Below are 14,515 nucleotides of genomic sequence, written 5' to 3'. Positions count from 1 at the left end.
AATTATTATTTTCCATATATTTTAACTGACTTATTTAAATGCGATTCTAAGACGTTGAAATCCAGTAAGAACCGTAGCTATCTGACTCATATTAAGTCGCTGTAAAAGTCCTGAAATTCAGACTTGTTCTTCTGCCTGAATTTTATAAATTTAAGTCATAAAATATTTTAATGCTTAATAATTGAAGCTAATCAGGATGGACTAAATGAGAATCACAAAGTTTTTTAATAAATTTGACTTCGGCTGATTCAGTTAAATTTAGAAACCATGATTTTTAAATAAGTTTTGGTGATTAAAATCAATTTAAATTGAACTCGCAATACATAATCTTAATTTTCAATTCCAAAATTTTGTGCAAGCCATTGACTTGGCGTACTTTCAAAGAATTACATAATACACTTTTTCAGATCATTAAATCATGTAAATAACAGATAATCAATGAATAACACCAATCCTAAAGCAGATTTTTTCTTTAACAAAACCGGAAAATGGCAGTCCGATTTTGAAAAACTGAGAACCATCGCACTAAGTACCGAACTTCAAGAAGACGTAAAATGGGGCTGCCCCTGCTACACGTATGAAGGTAAGAATATCTTTTTAATCCATGGCTTCAAAAACTATTGTGCCCTACTCTTTTTTAAAGGTGCTTTACTGAAGGATCCTACGAATATCCTGGTTCAGCAGACGGAAAATGTACAGTCTGCCAGACAGATCCGTTTTACTGATGTGCAGCAGATCATTGATTTGGAAAATGTTATCCGTGATTATATATTCCAGGCTGTTGAATTGGAAGAATCCGGCTCCAAAGTGGAAATGAAACCTACGAAAGCCTTTGAAATACCTGAAGAATTCCGTCGGAAACTGGATACGGATTTCAAACTGAAATCTGCTTTTGAAGCCCTCACTCCAGGCCGGCAAAGAGCTTACCTGCTGTATTTTGCTTCAGCCAAACAATCCAAAACACGAGAATCAAGGATTGAAAAATACATTCCCGAAATCCTCGCTGGAAAAGGTATGAATGATTGAAATTCAAAATTTAGGGTTTATTTAAAACAATTTTCTATCCATATAAGAATACAATTGGTATTTTAGCATGATCGAAATTGATTAAATTATAAGGATATGAAAAAATTAATTGCGTTAAGTGCTTTATCCATGTTGCTGATGAACTGCAACAAAAAACCTGAAACTCCTGTGGCTGATCCGGTTTCTACCGATACTACCACAGCGACAGAGAAAGTTACCGATACATTAGGCCCGAAATCTTTCTGCTATATGGGCATTACCGGAAAAGACACCGTTTTTGTAAGTATCGACGACAATCTCGGCACCGTTACCGGAAAAATGGCCACTAAAAACAGCGAAAAAGACAGCAATAAAGGAGAACTAAGCGGTTTTAAATCCGGAGATACCCTGAAACTGACGTATACTTTTGCAGCAGAAGGCAAAAATGACAATAAAAACGACATTTATTTTATCCAGACCAAAGACGGACTGAGCGAAGGAATCGGCGAAAGAGATGCGGAAACCGGAACCAAATATGCCAACGAAAAAAAGATAAAATATTCCGGCGGCAGAATCCTGAAAACAGCGGACTGCAATAAGGTCGCCAATGCACTGAAATAATAATCTCAACATCGTTAATAAAAATGCAACCGGAAATGGTTGCATTTGTTCTATAGTTCAGTGTTGATGATTTCGATAAACTCATTCACCGGTTCGTCTCCCGTATTCCAGGAAGTGATAAGCCGGACCACTGAAAACCGGTCATTCATCTTTTTCCAGACATAAAAATCAAATTTTTGTGCTAATTTCTCAATCAGTTCATGACTTAGTATCGGGAAAATCTGGTTGGTGTAGGTATCTGATAAAAACTGCACTCCCCTTTCCTGCATCGCATTTTTCATCTTCATAGCCTGCCGGTTCGCGTGTCCTGCCAGATCAAAATACAGATCATTTTTCATGAGCTCCATAAACTGGATGCCTAAAAGTCTACCCTTCGCCAGCAAAGCACCTTTCTGCTTGATATTGAATGCAAAATCCTGCTGCAGTTCCTTATTATTGATAACGATGGCTTCCCCGATCAATGCCCCGTTTTTGGTTCCTCCCAAATAGAAAATATCCGTTAATTCCGCTACTTTTTCCAATGTGAGGTCACTGATTTCCGACGTCAGCCCATGCCCCAGCCTGGCTCCATCCATGAATAGGTAGAGATTATTCTCTTTACAGAATGTAGAGAGATCTTCCAGCTCTTTCAGTGTATAAACCGTACCCAATTCGGTGGAATTGGAAATATAGACCAGCTTCGGCATTACCTGGTGCGGGATGTTCCGGTGGCTTTCCAATACCTGGATAATATCTTCCGGAGTTAATTTTCCATCTTCTTTTTCAATGCTCAAAATTTTGTGGCCAGTGGCTTCTATCGCTCCGGTTTCATTATTCAGAATGTGTCCTGTAGATGCTGAAACTGCACATTGATAAGGTCTTAAAACTGAAGAAATAACAATGAGATTGGCCTGCGTTCCTCCCGAGACAAAGTAAATATCGGCATCCGGATTTCTCATCTTCTCCCTGATCAGGTCTTTTGCTTTTTTTGAATATTCATCTTCGCCGTAGCCCGCCTGCTGATTGAGATTGTGTTCTAAAAGTGCCTGTAAAATATCAGGATGGCAACCTTCCGAATAATCGTTTTTGAATGAAAATTTCATAAGGTAAAATTAAAAAAAGTTCATCGGAAAAGCCTCATTTATTCCCAATATTTTGTTAGATTTGTCGTGAATATCATCTAACATTTTGAGAACAACATTAACAGAAGAAAATTATCTGAAAGCTCTGTTTCACCTGGTGGATCATGAAGGAAAGGTTACGATTAACGAGCTGAGCAAATTTTTAAATGTAAAAATGCCGAGCGTTAACAACATGATGAAGAAATTCGCCGAGAAAAACTGGGTGATCTACGAAACCTATAAGCCCCTGAGGGTAACGGATAAAGGCCGCCGCGAAGCTGCGCTGGTCGTCAGGAAGCACCGTCTTACAGAAATGTTCCTCGTTAAAAAAATGAACTTCGGCTGGGAAAACGTTCATGAGATCGCTGAACAGCTGGAGCATGTGCACTCGGCTGTTTTCTTTGATAAAATGGATGAAATCCTAAACTATCCGAAATTTGACCCGCATGGTGAACCCATTCCCGATAAAGACGGAAATATTATTGCACAGGATTTACAGAAGTTGAGCAACTGCACCGCCGGAGAAACCGTTGTTTTTGCCTCCGTTACGCTTTCTGATGATTCTTTTTTAAATTATTTAACAGAACGGAATTTACTCCTGAACAAAAAAATAGGCATCCTCAAGATCGAAAGTTTCGACAAATCTTTTACCATTGAAGTAGACGGAAAACAGGAGATCCTGAGCCGTAAAGCCACGGATAAAATACTGGTGAAGAAGTAAGGTTTGGTCGTTGACGCATTTAGAGCCGTAAGATCATTTGTGAAATCTTCGGCAGATTTTCTTTACAGATTGCTAATACTATGTTGTGATCCCTACGGGATAGACAAACAAAGTGTTTAAAATTTTAATATATTGAGCATTACATTTGTGCAGTTTAATAAAATACGTGCAATCATCTGTGAAAATCCGTGCAGATCTGTGGTTAATAAAAGTATGCACTCACTAATTAGCCGGCTTCCAGCATACTAAAACAACCATCTGTAAAATCCATATCTGTTCTCAATCAACTTACTTTAAACTGCGTTCCAGTATTTCGGATACCCTCTCTATCTCCTCTATTGTATTGAAGTAATGGGGCGACAGCCGTACGATCCCGTTAATATTTTTATTGGTGAAATCAATCAGTGCAGAATTTTTGTAGGTTACTGAAAAGTAAACATTGTTCTCTTTCAAAACTTTTTGAATATTCTCCAGATCGCCATCCGGCCCGGAAAAAGTGACGATACTACTCAGGCGGTTGCCCAAGTCCCAAACATCAAAGCCGCTCTCCTTTAAATTAGTCCGTAGTTTTTGCGATAAGTTCCGGTTATATTTTTCTACCGGCTCCATTCCGACCTCATTTGCATATCTGATGGCGTGTTTTAAACCCAGCATGGATGCATACGAAATTTCCCAGTGTTCGAACCGTTTTGCCGTCGTGAACAATTTGTAATCATCATATTCGGTCCAGTTTGCTCCTCTCATGTCCAGCAGAAGGGGTGCATATTCCTGTTCCAGGATACGGTCTGAAACATACAGAAATCCTGTCCCTCTGGGCCCGCGCAGAAACTTTCTTCCGGTAGCCGTCAAGAAATCACAGCCGATTTTCTCGACATCAACCACCATCTGCCCGACCGACTGGCAGGCATCCACCAAGTATAAAATATCATGTTTCTTACAGATCTTTCCTACCGCTTCCACATTCTGGATCAGCCCGGAATTGGTAGGAATATGGGTTACGGCAAGGAGTTTAGGGTGATATATCTTGATCAGATGCTCCAAGTCTTCCAGATCCAGTTCACGATCCGGTAAATTTCTCATTCTCATCACCTTCACTCCTAGTTTTTTATGCAGGGAAATAAAGGTGATCTGATTGGAAATATAATCGTCTGCCGTCGTAATGATGACATCCCCTTCTTTAAAAACAATACTCGACAAAGCCTTGGCATATGCTTCGGTAGCGCTTGTGGCAAAGGCGATATTACCAGCCTTGGCATTAATCAGCTTTGCGGTTTCATCATAAAATTCTTCCAAAATATCAGCATTGACATTCGCTATATGATAACCTCCACTATATTCTTCCGATTTCAAGTAGTCGATCATAGCATCGGTGACTAGATCCGGCATTAAAGACGATCCCGCATTGTTGAGAAAAACTTTTCCGTCTCCCAGGCCGCGGGTATCCTTTCTTATTTTATTAATATCCATTGTCATTGTATTGAAATATAATGTTACGGATTTTTTATTTATTCCGGAAATGACCTTGTAATTTTAAGCTAAAATATTTTTACTGGAAAGCACGGAGACGTAAGATATAACGAAAAGAATTTGACGCTGTAAACTTTTCATACCGCTAATACTAACCCATGAAATTTTATTATTTCTGGTCAGTAAGCGGTTTATAATTTTATCAAAAATGAGATCCTAGTAGCTTATCCACGCACAGTATTCAAAATGTTTTGCGCATTAGTGCTTTCCAACAAAAAATCCCGGCAGTATACTCCGGGACTTATATGGATATCGATTTTCTGAATTAATCCAAAACACTCCAGCCTCTCTTCGGATTGTTATTGTTGGAAACTTCCTGTTCGTTGACAATAATATTTTCTTTTCGTTGGCCGATATAATCAAGTTCGCTTAATTTGGCAAAGATCGTTTCCAAGCTTTTCAGCATCTGCTGGATGTAGATAAAGGGTTCGCCACAATTATGATGGTCGTAATTCGTTTCGGCAACAATAGATAATTGGTTCAACAGCGTGTGAGGGGCAATTTCACTCCATTCCAGGCTATAGTTCAGCATCTCTTCCAGTTCGGCAGGAACCAGCACCTGTGTGGCATTGTACAGGCGGAGTGCCAGTTTTGCAAAGGATTCGATTAAAAACACCGGCGGCTGATACGGTGTAATATTCCTGAACTGAAAATACATATCGCCGAAAGTATCAATCATCGTATTACACAAAAACTTAACGTTCTGCGCCAAGGCCGTATTCTGGTTTTTATGCGAAGCTTTCTGAATGATTTTGAAAGCGTACTGCTGTAAATTACCGACGGATTTTGCAAAGATATTATAATAATCCAGCAACGCAGGATGGCTTTGAATAGAGGTACACGGGGGGATAAAATTGGAATCTACCTGCGCAATATTCCCTTTCAGATCTACCTTTCCGATAATCAGATAATTCCCTCCCGAATAATTGCTGTTCAGTGAAGTTACCGGCAGCAATTCGAGGTGATGGTTAGACTGTGTATTCGGGTGGCGCGGCGGGATTTCTTCCGGATCGATATCGCCAAATGGCACTTTGTCGAAAGGATTAACGGAGATCAGGATAAAATATTCACCGTCGGCCTGTTCCTCATTCATGGATTTCGCCAATGATTTTACACTCACTCTCCTGTCGTTCAGTTCGATCCTGTAGCCTGCCATGGTTACGGCGCTGCACCGTTTAATTACCAGCTGCACATCGTTGGTGGCCGTATTGTGGACATCGAAAATCGTACGGTCTGTAAATTCGTTTGAAATCGGCAGAAGTCCGTAATTATATGTTGTGATCCCTAATGAATTGGAATCTCTTATGGTATCAATTAAAAAATTATCCTGGTCATTAAGATGTCTCTGGGAAACTTTCATCCCGTCAACCCAATTGATGGCAAAATGCTTAATAGGCTGTATCATATTCAATATTTTTTAAACGGTATGTGATTGTGGTTTTCTGAATCCTTCCTCTTCATGCTGGATCACTCTTTTACAGATGACCACATCGTTTTCAGAAATGCTGTTCTCCGTAATGTCCTGATCGAAATCGATATATTTCCTGAAACTGAAAAAAGACTTTTTGGTATAGAAGATCCAATAATAGGCTTCTTTAGTTTCATCTGTAAGGTGGATCACCGAATTCGGATTTTTATGGTTGTAATCGTCCACAACCCGGTAGAACCAATCGCCGAAAGTAATGCCGGTCGGAAGGGTTTTGGCTTTTATCCTGAAGCGGTTGGCTTCCTCGAGGTTTTTGCTTAATTCCACATTAAGAACCATCAGCCGGTCGAAATCCGCCCCTTCAAAATCCGGGAGCTTCTGCTCCGGTGAATACCTCCATGTTTTATAGATATCCACAGGAATGCTGATCAGCTGTACGTAGCAGTAATGGAATACCAGTGGAACCATGAAAATGAAGATGCTGGTCGCCGCCATGATCGGATATCCTGTTCCTCTGCTCATCCAGTTGAAGATCAGGTAAAAAAGATAGCCTCCGAAACCGATGCAGGTTAAAGTAAGGATGGATTCAAACAAAAAACTCTTTGTGGTAGACGTAAAATGCTTTTTGAAATACCGGTCTGATAAATTGACATGAACGATTCCCAAAATAAGGTAAACGATCTGCGCAATGAGATACCAGTACGGGTTAAAAAGATTTCCTGTGAAGCCGAAGATCCCCGGTACAGCCAGGCACAGACTGCACAGCAGAAAATAAATAATAATGGTTTTAATTTTTATAGCAGGTCTATTTCTTCTGATGGCTCCTAAAACAGCCATCATGATCACTGCAAACAAAGGCATCATGATATACCTTAAAAAGATTCCTTTTACTGACGAAACTTCCATCTGTCTTTTCGAATTAATATTTTTTCTTGGTGAATGTAAATATAGTTAAAATTTTCACAGGAAAGTAGAGTATCCGAGCCGGTTTGTATTTCTTTCATCATCTTCCAGGGCAAAAGAATATTTTTTCTTCTCGGTAATGAATGCTTCTTCTATTTCAACGCTTACCGGAAGGAAATAATCATACATGGTTTTCAGCACTTCCCGGAAGGGGCTTCCGTCAATATATTTCTTCATTTCCTGATAGGGAATCGGCCCGATATTCACCACCCAGTTCCGCTGTCCGTCCATATGTCTTCCGCTCGGAATATAGGTTACACCAAGCCTTGAGTTTCCCAGCAGCATGGAATTGTCTTCCTCCTCGATCCTGTCGACCACATTCGGTGTGAAGGTAACTTTTACGGGAATCTGCAGGAAAGCGGTCATGCATCTTTCAAACCAGCTTTTATCGCCCCGGATCTGGTGAAAAAAAGGCAGGATGTAGATAAAGATATAGGCATTTTTTATATCAAGCTTATTGATGAGCGGCCATAATTCGCTCACGGTATCCAGCAACGCACCGGTATCGCTGGAAATATCGAAATCAAATTCTTTCAGCAACGCACTGATTTCCGTAAAAAAGATTTCCAGCTCAAAAGGTTTGAAAAATTTCCGGGCGTCCTCCTCTACTTTTTTCTGCCGGCGGATCTCCCGTACCACCGTATCGACATTTTTACGGGATGCACCCAGTGAAGGCGGATGAAAAAGCCCTTCCGGCAGGTAATCGTAAATACCCTCCCGGTAGGTTTCTATGGTGAAAACCTCTTCATCAAAACCCAGGTAATCGCTTGTAATGCTTTTGATATCCTTTAAATAAGCACGATCATTGATCCCGATACGGTCGATAAAGATATTGCTTACCGCCCTGTGGTATTTTAAAAGGTTTACTGCCACCGCCTCCGCCCTGAAGTCGGTTTGCAGCTTATTGTAATGCATCTCTACAATATTATTCTCATACATGGTACTTCCTGTGATTTTGGCTTGTAAAAATAATATATCTCAAATTATTGAAAAAATAATTTCCAATGAATTATCTCTTAAAAATACTAAATAATTGTGATTAAAAGAAGAAAAAGAAAAAATAAGGCTGAGGGTAAGATTGAGGGTGAAGATAAAAGATCAGTAATTCGCGCAACCCTTACCTTTACCTTTACCTTTATCTTAAATTAATATTTGATTAAATTTTTCCGCTCATTTCCCTCCTGTTGATGGCAGCCTTAAAATTAACCTTATCTTTGCCTTCTGAAAATGTTATTTACAATGAAAAGTATGTATTCTAAAATTCTGGTTCTTGCACTTATGTCCTCTTCGCTGTATTCTTATGCGTGGGGACTTACAGGGCACCGGATTATTGCAGAGATTGCAGAAAACCATCTTTCCGGAAAGGCAAGAAGAGAGATCAGAAAAATGATGGGGAGGGAACGTCTTGCGTATTGGGCCAACTGGCCGGATTTCATTAAATCCGATACCACTGGTGCATGGAAACAGGCTTCGGCATGGCATTATGTAAACATCGATCCGCAGACGGATTTCAAAGTGTTTGAAGAAAAACTGAAGGCACAGGCCGGCCCGAGCTTATATACTCAGGTGAAGACCCTGTCCAGCCAGATCAAAGATCCGAAAACTTCTGAAAAAGACCGGAAAATTGCATTGATCTTCCTGATCCATATTATGGGCGATCTGGCTCAGCCTCTGCACGTGGGAAGAGCGGAAGATCTGGGCGGAAACAAGATCAACGTGACCTATTTCGGGGAAAAGACCAATCTGCATTCGGTGTGGGACGGAAAGCTGGTGGACTCCCAGAAATACAGCTATACTGAATATGCCAATCTTCTGGACATTAAAACCAATGACGAAGTAAAACAGATCCAGACCGGAACGTTGGAAGACTGGCTGTACGATTCCCATAAAATCGCCAACAAAATCTATGCACAGACGCCGAATGATTCCAAACTGGCATACGACTATCAGTATAAATTCAACGATACGATGGAAAGACAGCTGCTGTACGGCGGTCTGAGACTGGCGAAATGGCTGAACGATCTTTTTTAAGGTGAATAGTTCAATGGTGAATTGTAAATTTACTGTTCGTTAAAAGATATTAGGCGGAGCTTCGGTTCCGCTTTTTTTGTGGTGAATAGTGAAAGGTCAATTTTTCATTTGTTAAGTTATATGAGGCAGGGCTTCGGTTCCACTTTTTTCATAGAAGGCAATGATGAATGGCAACTGTCAATCTGATCTTGTTTAATATAGATAAAGTTTTGATTACCGGTTTGTTACCGGTAATCAAAGGGAATTAAATTCCCCTCCTTTGGAGGGGTGGCGAAAATTCTGAAAGAATTTTTGACGGGGTGGTTTTAGAAGGATAAATTGCCGTGCAAGTAAATGTTGAATGCTCAATTTACCCTACACTCCATCGAGAATTACCATTCACCCGCAACGCCGAATTCACAATTGACTTTAAATTTTCCTATCTTAAAAATATCCAATTAGCCGGCTAAAGTAAGTAAAAGACCACTGCCCTAGCCCGGATAGAAGCGGCTACCCCACAGCGGGGTTGGACTGCGGCGGCGCGAGGAGTAATAGCGAATAGCCGGATCAAGCTCCTGAAAAAAGAATTCCTGCCGGCCTCTTTCCGCCTTGAAACCTTCGTTCTGTATCGTAAGAGCCATAATTTACGACTAATTTTTCAAAATCGGTTTAATTCAATAAAAAATTTCTGCAACTACTGTAACCTTTTTGATATTCGTGACGTATAATATAATAGAAACTCTTTTTGAGGATAAAATAGATGAGACAATTAAAAATCACTAAGCAGGTAACCAACAGGGAAACTGCTTCATTAGACAAGTATTTGCAGGAAATTGGTAAAGTGGAACTGATCACTGCGGACGAAGAGGTAGATTTGGCGCAGAGAATCCGTGCAGGCGACAGAGCAGCGCTGGAAAAATTAATTAAGGCCAACCTCCGTTTCGTAGTATCCGTATCCAAGCAGTACCAAAATCAGGGTCTTTCTTTACCCGATTTGATCAATGAGGGGAATTTAGGACTGATGAAGGCGGCAAAAAGGTATGATGAGACTAGAGGTTTCAAATTTATCTCTTACGCGGTATGGTGGATCCGTCAGTCGATTTTACAGGCTTTGGCTGAACAGTCGAGAATTGTAAGGTTGCCATTGAACAAAATCGGTTCCATCAATAAGATCAACAAAGCGTACGCGCACCTTGAGCAGGAAAACGAAAGACCACCTTCTCCGGAAGAATTGGCCGAAGTTCTCGATATGAGCGAAGAAGATATCAAAGAATCAATGAAAAATTCCGGAAGACACCTGTCCATGGACGCACCTTTGGTAGAAGGTGAAGATTCTAATCTTTACGACGTATTGCGTTCAGGAGAATCTCCAAGCCCGGATAAAGACCTGATGCTGGAATCCCTTCAGATCGAGATTGAAAGAGCATTGAATACGCTGACGCCAAGAGAAGCGGATTTGGTGAGACTGTATTTCGGACTGAACGGGAAACATCCGATGACGCTGGAAGAAATCGGTGAAACTTTCGACCTTACAAGAGAACGTGTCCGTCAGATCAAAGAAAAAGCGATCAAGAGATTGAAGCACAACACCAGAAGTAAGATTCTGAAATCTTATTTAGGGAAGTAATTTTTAACGAAATATACATACGCGGAGCTCGATTTTCAGGCTCCGTTTTTATTTTCATGGATGATGGTAATTTATTCCGACACATCAGGCACAAAGAGATTTTTATTGGCTTTCGTATATTTTAGAACACACAAGAAAAAAATCAAAAATGTCTAAAATTTGGTGCGTATTTTATACAGGTTAAATATCTTTGATTCTTTTCCGTTACATTTTTATTTATGGAAGGTTTCTACTTTTTTATCGGAGGATTTATCCTGATTTTTATTTTTGGAAATATTTTCATTTACTTTTTAAATAAAAATAAGCACAAACGTTTTTTCAATTTTATCAGAGATAGAAAATACGATATCATCAGAGACGTGGAAACTGAGATTGAAGCGTATTCAAAATTGGGAGCAAAAATAAGTTATCGAAAAGATGATGTTATTTTTCTGGATGATGAAATCTTTATTATTTCTTCCAATAAATCGATTATCCAACTTACCAAAAGCCAGGAAAACTTCCGGGGCATTTTCTATAAATATTCTTATGACTTAAAGCAAAAAGTAAAAGAAAGGCTTGAAATAAAAAATTCCAATGGCAGCATTAAAGTATATCTTAATCTCAAAAATACCGGTTTTGATTTAGAAAATTATCTAAAGAAACATATTTGACAACGGTTTGTTTTGGTTCCTTTTTCGACAACGTAAACTTAACAGATAATTAACCCGAACGAAATCCCGTTCATCAAATAATCCGATAGCTTCGCATCCAATTCAAAACACTGTAAATTATTAATTATGATTCAGAAAAAATTTCCTGGATTGATGCTTTTATGTGCCCTGACCGGCGTCGGATGCCAGAACAATGCCCTAACTCCACCGGAAGAAGAAGCAAAGACGGCATTCGTTATCTTTTGGTCAGCTGGTATGCTAAAGATGAAGCTGCATTCAAAGGGTCGCGCATTACCCTGATCGACATCAGTCCGAGTTCGAGCACTTATCTTACCTATCGTCATATTCTTCTGGTTCAGCCTGACATTCCGGCAAGCGTAACGGACTACTCACAGTATGCTTCGTACGCTCCCCTGAACGTACACGCCGGTGGAATGGCTTATTTTAAGGGTAAACTTTATATCAGCAGCACGAATTTGGGAGTCCGTGTATTTGATCTGAATAAGATTATTGAAGTAAGCACCGGAGACACAACCAATGACAAATGCGGTAAAGATTCCAACGGGAATTTGTTCGCTTTTAATTACAGGTATATTCTGCCTCAGACGGGATATCAGAAAATCAACAATGCCAATCCATTTTCCACGATCCAGGTTAATGATGAAGGAACCCAGTTCTGGACCGGACAATATTATTCCGGCAGCGCCGATGCTCTTCCATTGTGCCTAAGGTCTTCGGATTTCCCGTCGATGCAAACGGGATCCTTCAGAATAGCGGAATCGTATCCGTAGCACCGAAAAACAGCCTTTTTACCGAAAACCATGCCCACGGAATACAGGGCGTCTTCAGAAAAGGAAACCGGATCTGGCTTTCCTGTACCGGATCCCCGAGCAATTCTTACGGATCCAATGCAAGATTGGCCCGTTATACCGACGGTGCCGATGATACGGTGCGCTTCCGGTGGCCTTACGGAGCGGAATCGCTTTACCATGAATCCCAATATAATTACCTGTGGAGCCTTACCGAATTCGAGCCCAATGCAGGCGCACAAAACGGAGGACAAGTGAACCGATGTATATTTGCAGTTGATTTTTCTAAATATGAATAGAAAATCTGGGCATGAATTAATGCATACCGGAATGTATGTTGGAAAAAGGAAGCAGGAATTTTTGGCTATTCACATTATACCTTAAGTAAAAGAGATAGTTTATCTGAACTATCTCTTCTGTTTAATACTCAACAATAAACACTTTATCATCTGAAAAATATATCAATATAATTGCATGTTCCAGCTTATATTTATATTAAGAAATACATATTATTAACGCAAAGTTTTATGAGTATTCCGGATATTTATAAGGAAGCGAAGTAAGGCGGCAAAGCCGCTGATTAAGCGAATGCATCACGCGTATGCTTAATCAGATCAGCTTGCTGATCCTTCTTTGATTCCTTTCAGTATATATAAATAATAATAAACTTTGCGTTAAAGAGCGGGAAATAAACTAAATATTGGCTGCACTTATTTCTGTCTGTCTCATAAGAGTAAAGTGAAGTTAAAGTTCATTGATTTTAAACATTTAAAATTTTAGGCTATCTTCAACGCACAATAAGAAAGATGAGCAATACTCCACAAGAAAACAGAATAGCAAGAGATAAAAATATTCTGGTTGTTTTAAATAACCGTCAGGAAATCAATCAGGAAATTCAGTATCTGATCGATAATTTCTGCGGAACTGTAGCTGATGACTTCAGTGCGGGTTTTAAGGATAAAAAAATATACATCTGCGGGGATTTAAATAACCTTACTGAAAGCACTTATTTTCTGCATGTTATTAAAGAGTTGTCAGTAAATTACGAAAACATCCATGAAGATCAATACGAAATTCTAAATCTCGGAACGGTCCCTGTAATCATCAGCAATGCTGGCGTTTATTTCCGGAAACTTTTTCAGGAAGAGAATATTTTTGATAAAGTAAAATCCGAACATCAATTTCAGGAGCTTACAGAATCTGATAAAGAAGCAAAAGCTTTAAGGAAAGGCATCTATCTGAGTAAAGTAACTAAAAAATCTGGTGAAGAAACTCTACACTTTAATCTTCTCCGGTGTTCCAGTAATCTGACAGGCCCAACCGATAATTTCAGGGAAACAGACCATAAAATTATCGCTTTGCTAAATCAATGTGCAAAAGAAACTTTCGAATATAAGACCGATCTGAATCATGCTTTGGTGCAGATCTATGAAAATAAAAAGAAAACATCAGATACTGAAAAGGAATCTAAGGCCAGGATAAAAGCCCACTCCGACAAAACGAAAGATATGCCACAAGAAGGGCTGATCGCGTTCTGTACTTTTTATGACGATTCCAATTTCAGGCATTTGAAGCCATCGGAAACGGACCGTTTTGATGTTTGCTATAAGCAGACCAGTGCACTGACAAGACTTTATTTCAGACTTAAGAAAACCGTTGAAGACGAATCGCTGGCAAAAGAATTTACCGTGACTTTATATCCGGATTCAGTATTCATTATTCCGTTATCTACCAACAGGCTGTATACGCATGAGATACGTCCTTCTATTCTGGGAGTCGACCAGATTCCGATAAGAATGGGATATGTTGTACGCTGCTCTGATCTGGAAGCGGTTTATAAAGACAATCAGACTTACATTATAGAAAACGGTGAGTATATTAAGCTGGAAAAAATGATACCTGAAATGCAGGCAGAGCTGCGAAATTCATATTATGAGGAAAATATGACGGAAAATATGGTAGAATATAATAAAACGCATTTCAGCATGAATCTGGGCGATTATAAAAAACCTTTGTTGTAATGGATGCTTATGGTTTTTATAAAATAACACTG

Annotated in this window: 14 protein-coding genes; 9 read left to right on the top strand and 5 right to left on the bottom strand. The window is 39.6% G+C overall.

The genetic code is table 11. The annotated features are described in order from the left end of the window. The first annotated feature begins 438 nt into the window (after positions 1-438). Positions 439-1,026: a YdeI family protein gene (locus ACED20_RS10490; RefSeq protein WP_294203489.1), complete on the top strand. Its 588-nt coding sequence runs from the start codon at positions 439-441 to the stop codon at positions 1,024-1,026. 96 nt (positions 1,027-1,122) lie between these two features. Next, positions 1,123-1,626 (top strand): hypothetical protein, encoded by a 504-nt coding sequence (locus tag ACED20_RS10485; RefSeq protein WP_294238596.1) that lies wholly within the window; start codon positions 1,123-1,125, stop codon positions 1,624-1,626. Positions 1,627-1,676: 50 nt separating this feature from the next. On the opposite strand, the gene ACED20_RS10480 is transcribed toward ACED20_RS10485, so the two are convergent. Next, complete coding sequence (locus ACED20_RS10480; protein ID WP_294312294.1) at positions 1,677-2,708, bottom strand: low specificity L-threonine aldolase; 1,032 nt, start codon at positions 2,706-2,708, stop codon at positions 1,677-1,679. A gap of 85 nt (positions 2,709-2,793) precedes the next feature. Here ACED20_RS10480 and ACED20_RS10475 point away from each other — a divergent pair, with 85 nt between their 5' ends. Beyond that, complete coding sequence (locus tag ACED20_RS10475; protein ID WP_294225483.1) at positions 2,794-3,447, top strand: metal-dependent transcriptional regulator; 654 nt, start codon at positions 2,794-2,796, stop codon at positions 3,445-3,447. Between the two features lie 288 nt (positions 3,448-3,735). Here the strand turns inward: ACED20_RS10475 and ACED20_RS10470 are convergent, their stop codons facing one another. The 4 genes from ACED20_RS10470 to ACED20_RS10455 all read right to left on the bottom strand — a co-directional run bounded on the left by ACED20_RS10470 (position 3,736) and on the right by ACED20_RS10455 (position 8,302). After that, positions 3,736-4,914 carry an aminotransferase class V-fold PLP-dependent enzyme gene (locus ACED20_RS10470; RefSeq protein WP_378104471.1) on the bottom strand — a complete coding sequence of 393 codons (1,179 nt, stop codon included), beginning with the start codon at positions 4,912-4,914 and terminating at the stop codon, positions 3,736-3,738. A 325-nt stretch (positions 4,915-5,239) separates the two neighbouring features. Beyond that, complete coding sequence (locus ACED20_RS10465) at positions 5,240-6,379, bottom strand: hypothetical protein (protein ID WP_294238589.1); 1,140 nt, start codon at positions 6,377-6,379, stop codon at positions 5,240-5,242. A gap of 12 nt (positions 6,380-6,391) precedes the next feature. After that, positions 6,392-7,306: a TssN family type VI secretion system protein gene (locus tag ACED20_RS10460; protein ID WP_294226297.1), complete on the bottom strand. Its 915-nt coding sequence runs from the start codon at positions 7,304-7,306 to the stop codon at positions 6,392-6,394. Positions 7,307-7,360: 54 nt separating this feature from the next. Further along, positions 7,361-8,302: a type VI secretion system baseplate subunit TssG gene (locus ACED20_RS10455; RefSeq protein WP_294238584.1), complete on the bottom strand. Its 942-nt coding sequence runs from the start codon at positions 8,300-8,302 to the stop codon at positions 7,361-7,363. A 309-nt stretch (positions 8,303-8,611) separates the two neighbouring features. Between ACED20_RS10455 and ACED20_RS10450 the strand changes: the two genes are divergently transcribed. From ACED20_RS10450 to ACED20_RS10425, 6 genes are all read left to right on the top strand, one after another. After that, positions 8,612-9,394: a S1/P1 nuclease gene (locus tag ACED20_RS10450; RefSeq protein WP_378104467.1), complete on the top strand. Its 783-nt coding sequence runs from the start codon at positions 8,612-8,614 to the stop codon at positions 9,392-9,394. A gap of 739 nt (positions 9,395-10,133) precedes the next feature. Further along, positions 10,134-11,000 (top strand): RNA polymerase sigma factor RpoD/SigA, encoded by an 867-nt coding sequence (locus ACED20_RS10445; RefSeq protein ID WP_027385416.1) that lies wholly within the window; start codon positions 10,134-10,136, stop codon positions 10,998-11,000. Between the two features lie 218 nt (positions 11,001-11,218). Then, complete coding sequence (locus ACED20_RS10440) at positions 11,219-11,653, top strand: hypothetical protein (protein WP_295223101.1); 435 nt, start codon at positions 11,219-11,221, stop codon at positions 11,651-11,653. Between the two features lie 182 nt (positions 11,654-11,835). After that, positions 11,836-12,444, top strand: coding sequence for a hypothetical protein (locus ACED20_RS10435; RefSeq protein WP_378104462.1), 609 nt, complete (start codon positions 11,836-11,838; stop codon positions 12,442-12,444). Then, positions 12,375-12,761: a hypothetical protein gene (locus ACED20_RS10430; protein ID WP_378104459.1), complete on the top strand. Its 387-nt coding sequence runs from the start codon at positions 12,375-12,377 to the stop codon at positions 12,759-12,761. Before ACED20_RS10435 ends, ACED20_RS10430 begins: the two co-directional genes overlap by 70 nt. Before the next feature lie 507 nt (positions 12,762-13,268). Further along, positions 13,269-14,483, top strand: coding sequence for a hypothetical protein (locus ACED20_RS10425; RefSeq protein ID WP_378104457.1), 1,215 nt, complete (start codon positions 13,269-13,271; stop codon positions 14,481-14,483). Positions 14,484-14,515: the final 32 nt, after the last annotated feature.

It is taken from the genome of Chryseobacterium sp. sg2396, assembly GCF_042610505.1.
Lineage (GTDB): Bacteria > Bacteroidota > Bacteroidia > Flavobacteriales > Weeksellaceae > Chryseobacterium.
The sequence above is the reverse complement of the archived record's forward strand: the minus strand, read 5'-3'. Positions and strand labels throughout refer to the sequence as shown.

Bases quoted from the DNA above. Each gene is read 5' to 3' on its own strand.
- ACED20_RS10450 (WP_378104467.1), top strand. From the start codon at position 8,612: ATGTATTCTAAAATTCTGGTTCTTGCACTTATGTCCTCTTCGCTGTAT.
- ACED20_RS10435 (WP_378104462.1), top strand. From the start codon at position 11,836: ATGCCAGAACAATGCCCTAACTCCACCGGAAGAAGAAGCAAAGACGGC.
- ACED20_RS10425 (WP_378104457.1), top strand. From the start codon at position 13,269: ATGAGCAATACTCCACAAGAAAACAGAATAGCAAGAGATAAAAATATT.
- ACED20_RS10490 (WP_294203489.1), top strand. From the start codon at position 439: ATGAATAACACCAATCCTAAAGCAGATTTTTTCTTTAACAAAACCGGA.
- ACED20_RS10480 (WP_294312294.1), bottom strand. From the start codon at position 2,708: ATGAAATTTTCATTCAAAAACGATTATTCGGAAGGTTGCCATCCTGAT.
- ACED20_RS10465 (WP_294238589.1), bottom strand. From the start codon at position 6,379: ATGATACAGCCTATTAAGCATTTTGCCATCAATTGGGTTGACGGGATG.
- ACED20_RS10470 (WP_378104471.1), bottom strand. From the start codon at position 4,914: ATGGATATTAATAAAATAAGAAAGGATACCCGCGGCCTGGGAGACGGA.
- ACED20_RS10460 (WP_294226297.1), bottom strand. From the start codon at position 7,306: ATGGAAGTTTCGTCAGTAAAAGGAATCTTTTTAAGGTATATCATGATG.
- ACED20_RS10445 (WP_027385416.1), top strand. From the start codon at position 10,134: ATGAGACAATTAAAAATCACTAAGCAGGTAACCAACAGGGAAACTGCT.
- ACED20_RS10440 (WP_295223101.1), top strand. From the start codon at position 11,219: ATGGAAGGTTTCTACTTTTTTATCGGAGGATTTATCCTGATTTTTATT.
- ACED20_RS10485 (WP_294238596.1), top strand. From the start codon at position 1,123: ATGAAAAAATTAATTGCGTTAAGTGCTTTATCCATGTTGCTGATGAAC.
- ACED20_RS10455 (WP_294238584.1), bottom strand. From the start codon at position 8,302: ATGTATGAGAATAATATTGTAGAGATGCATTACAATAAGCTGCAAACC.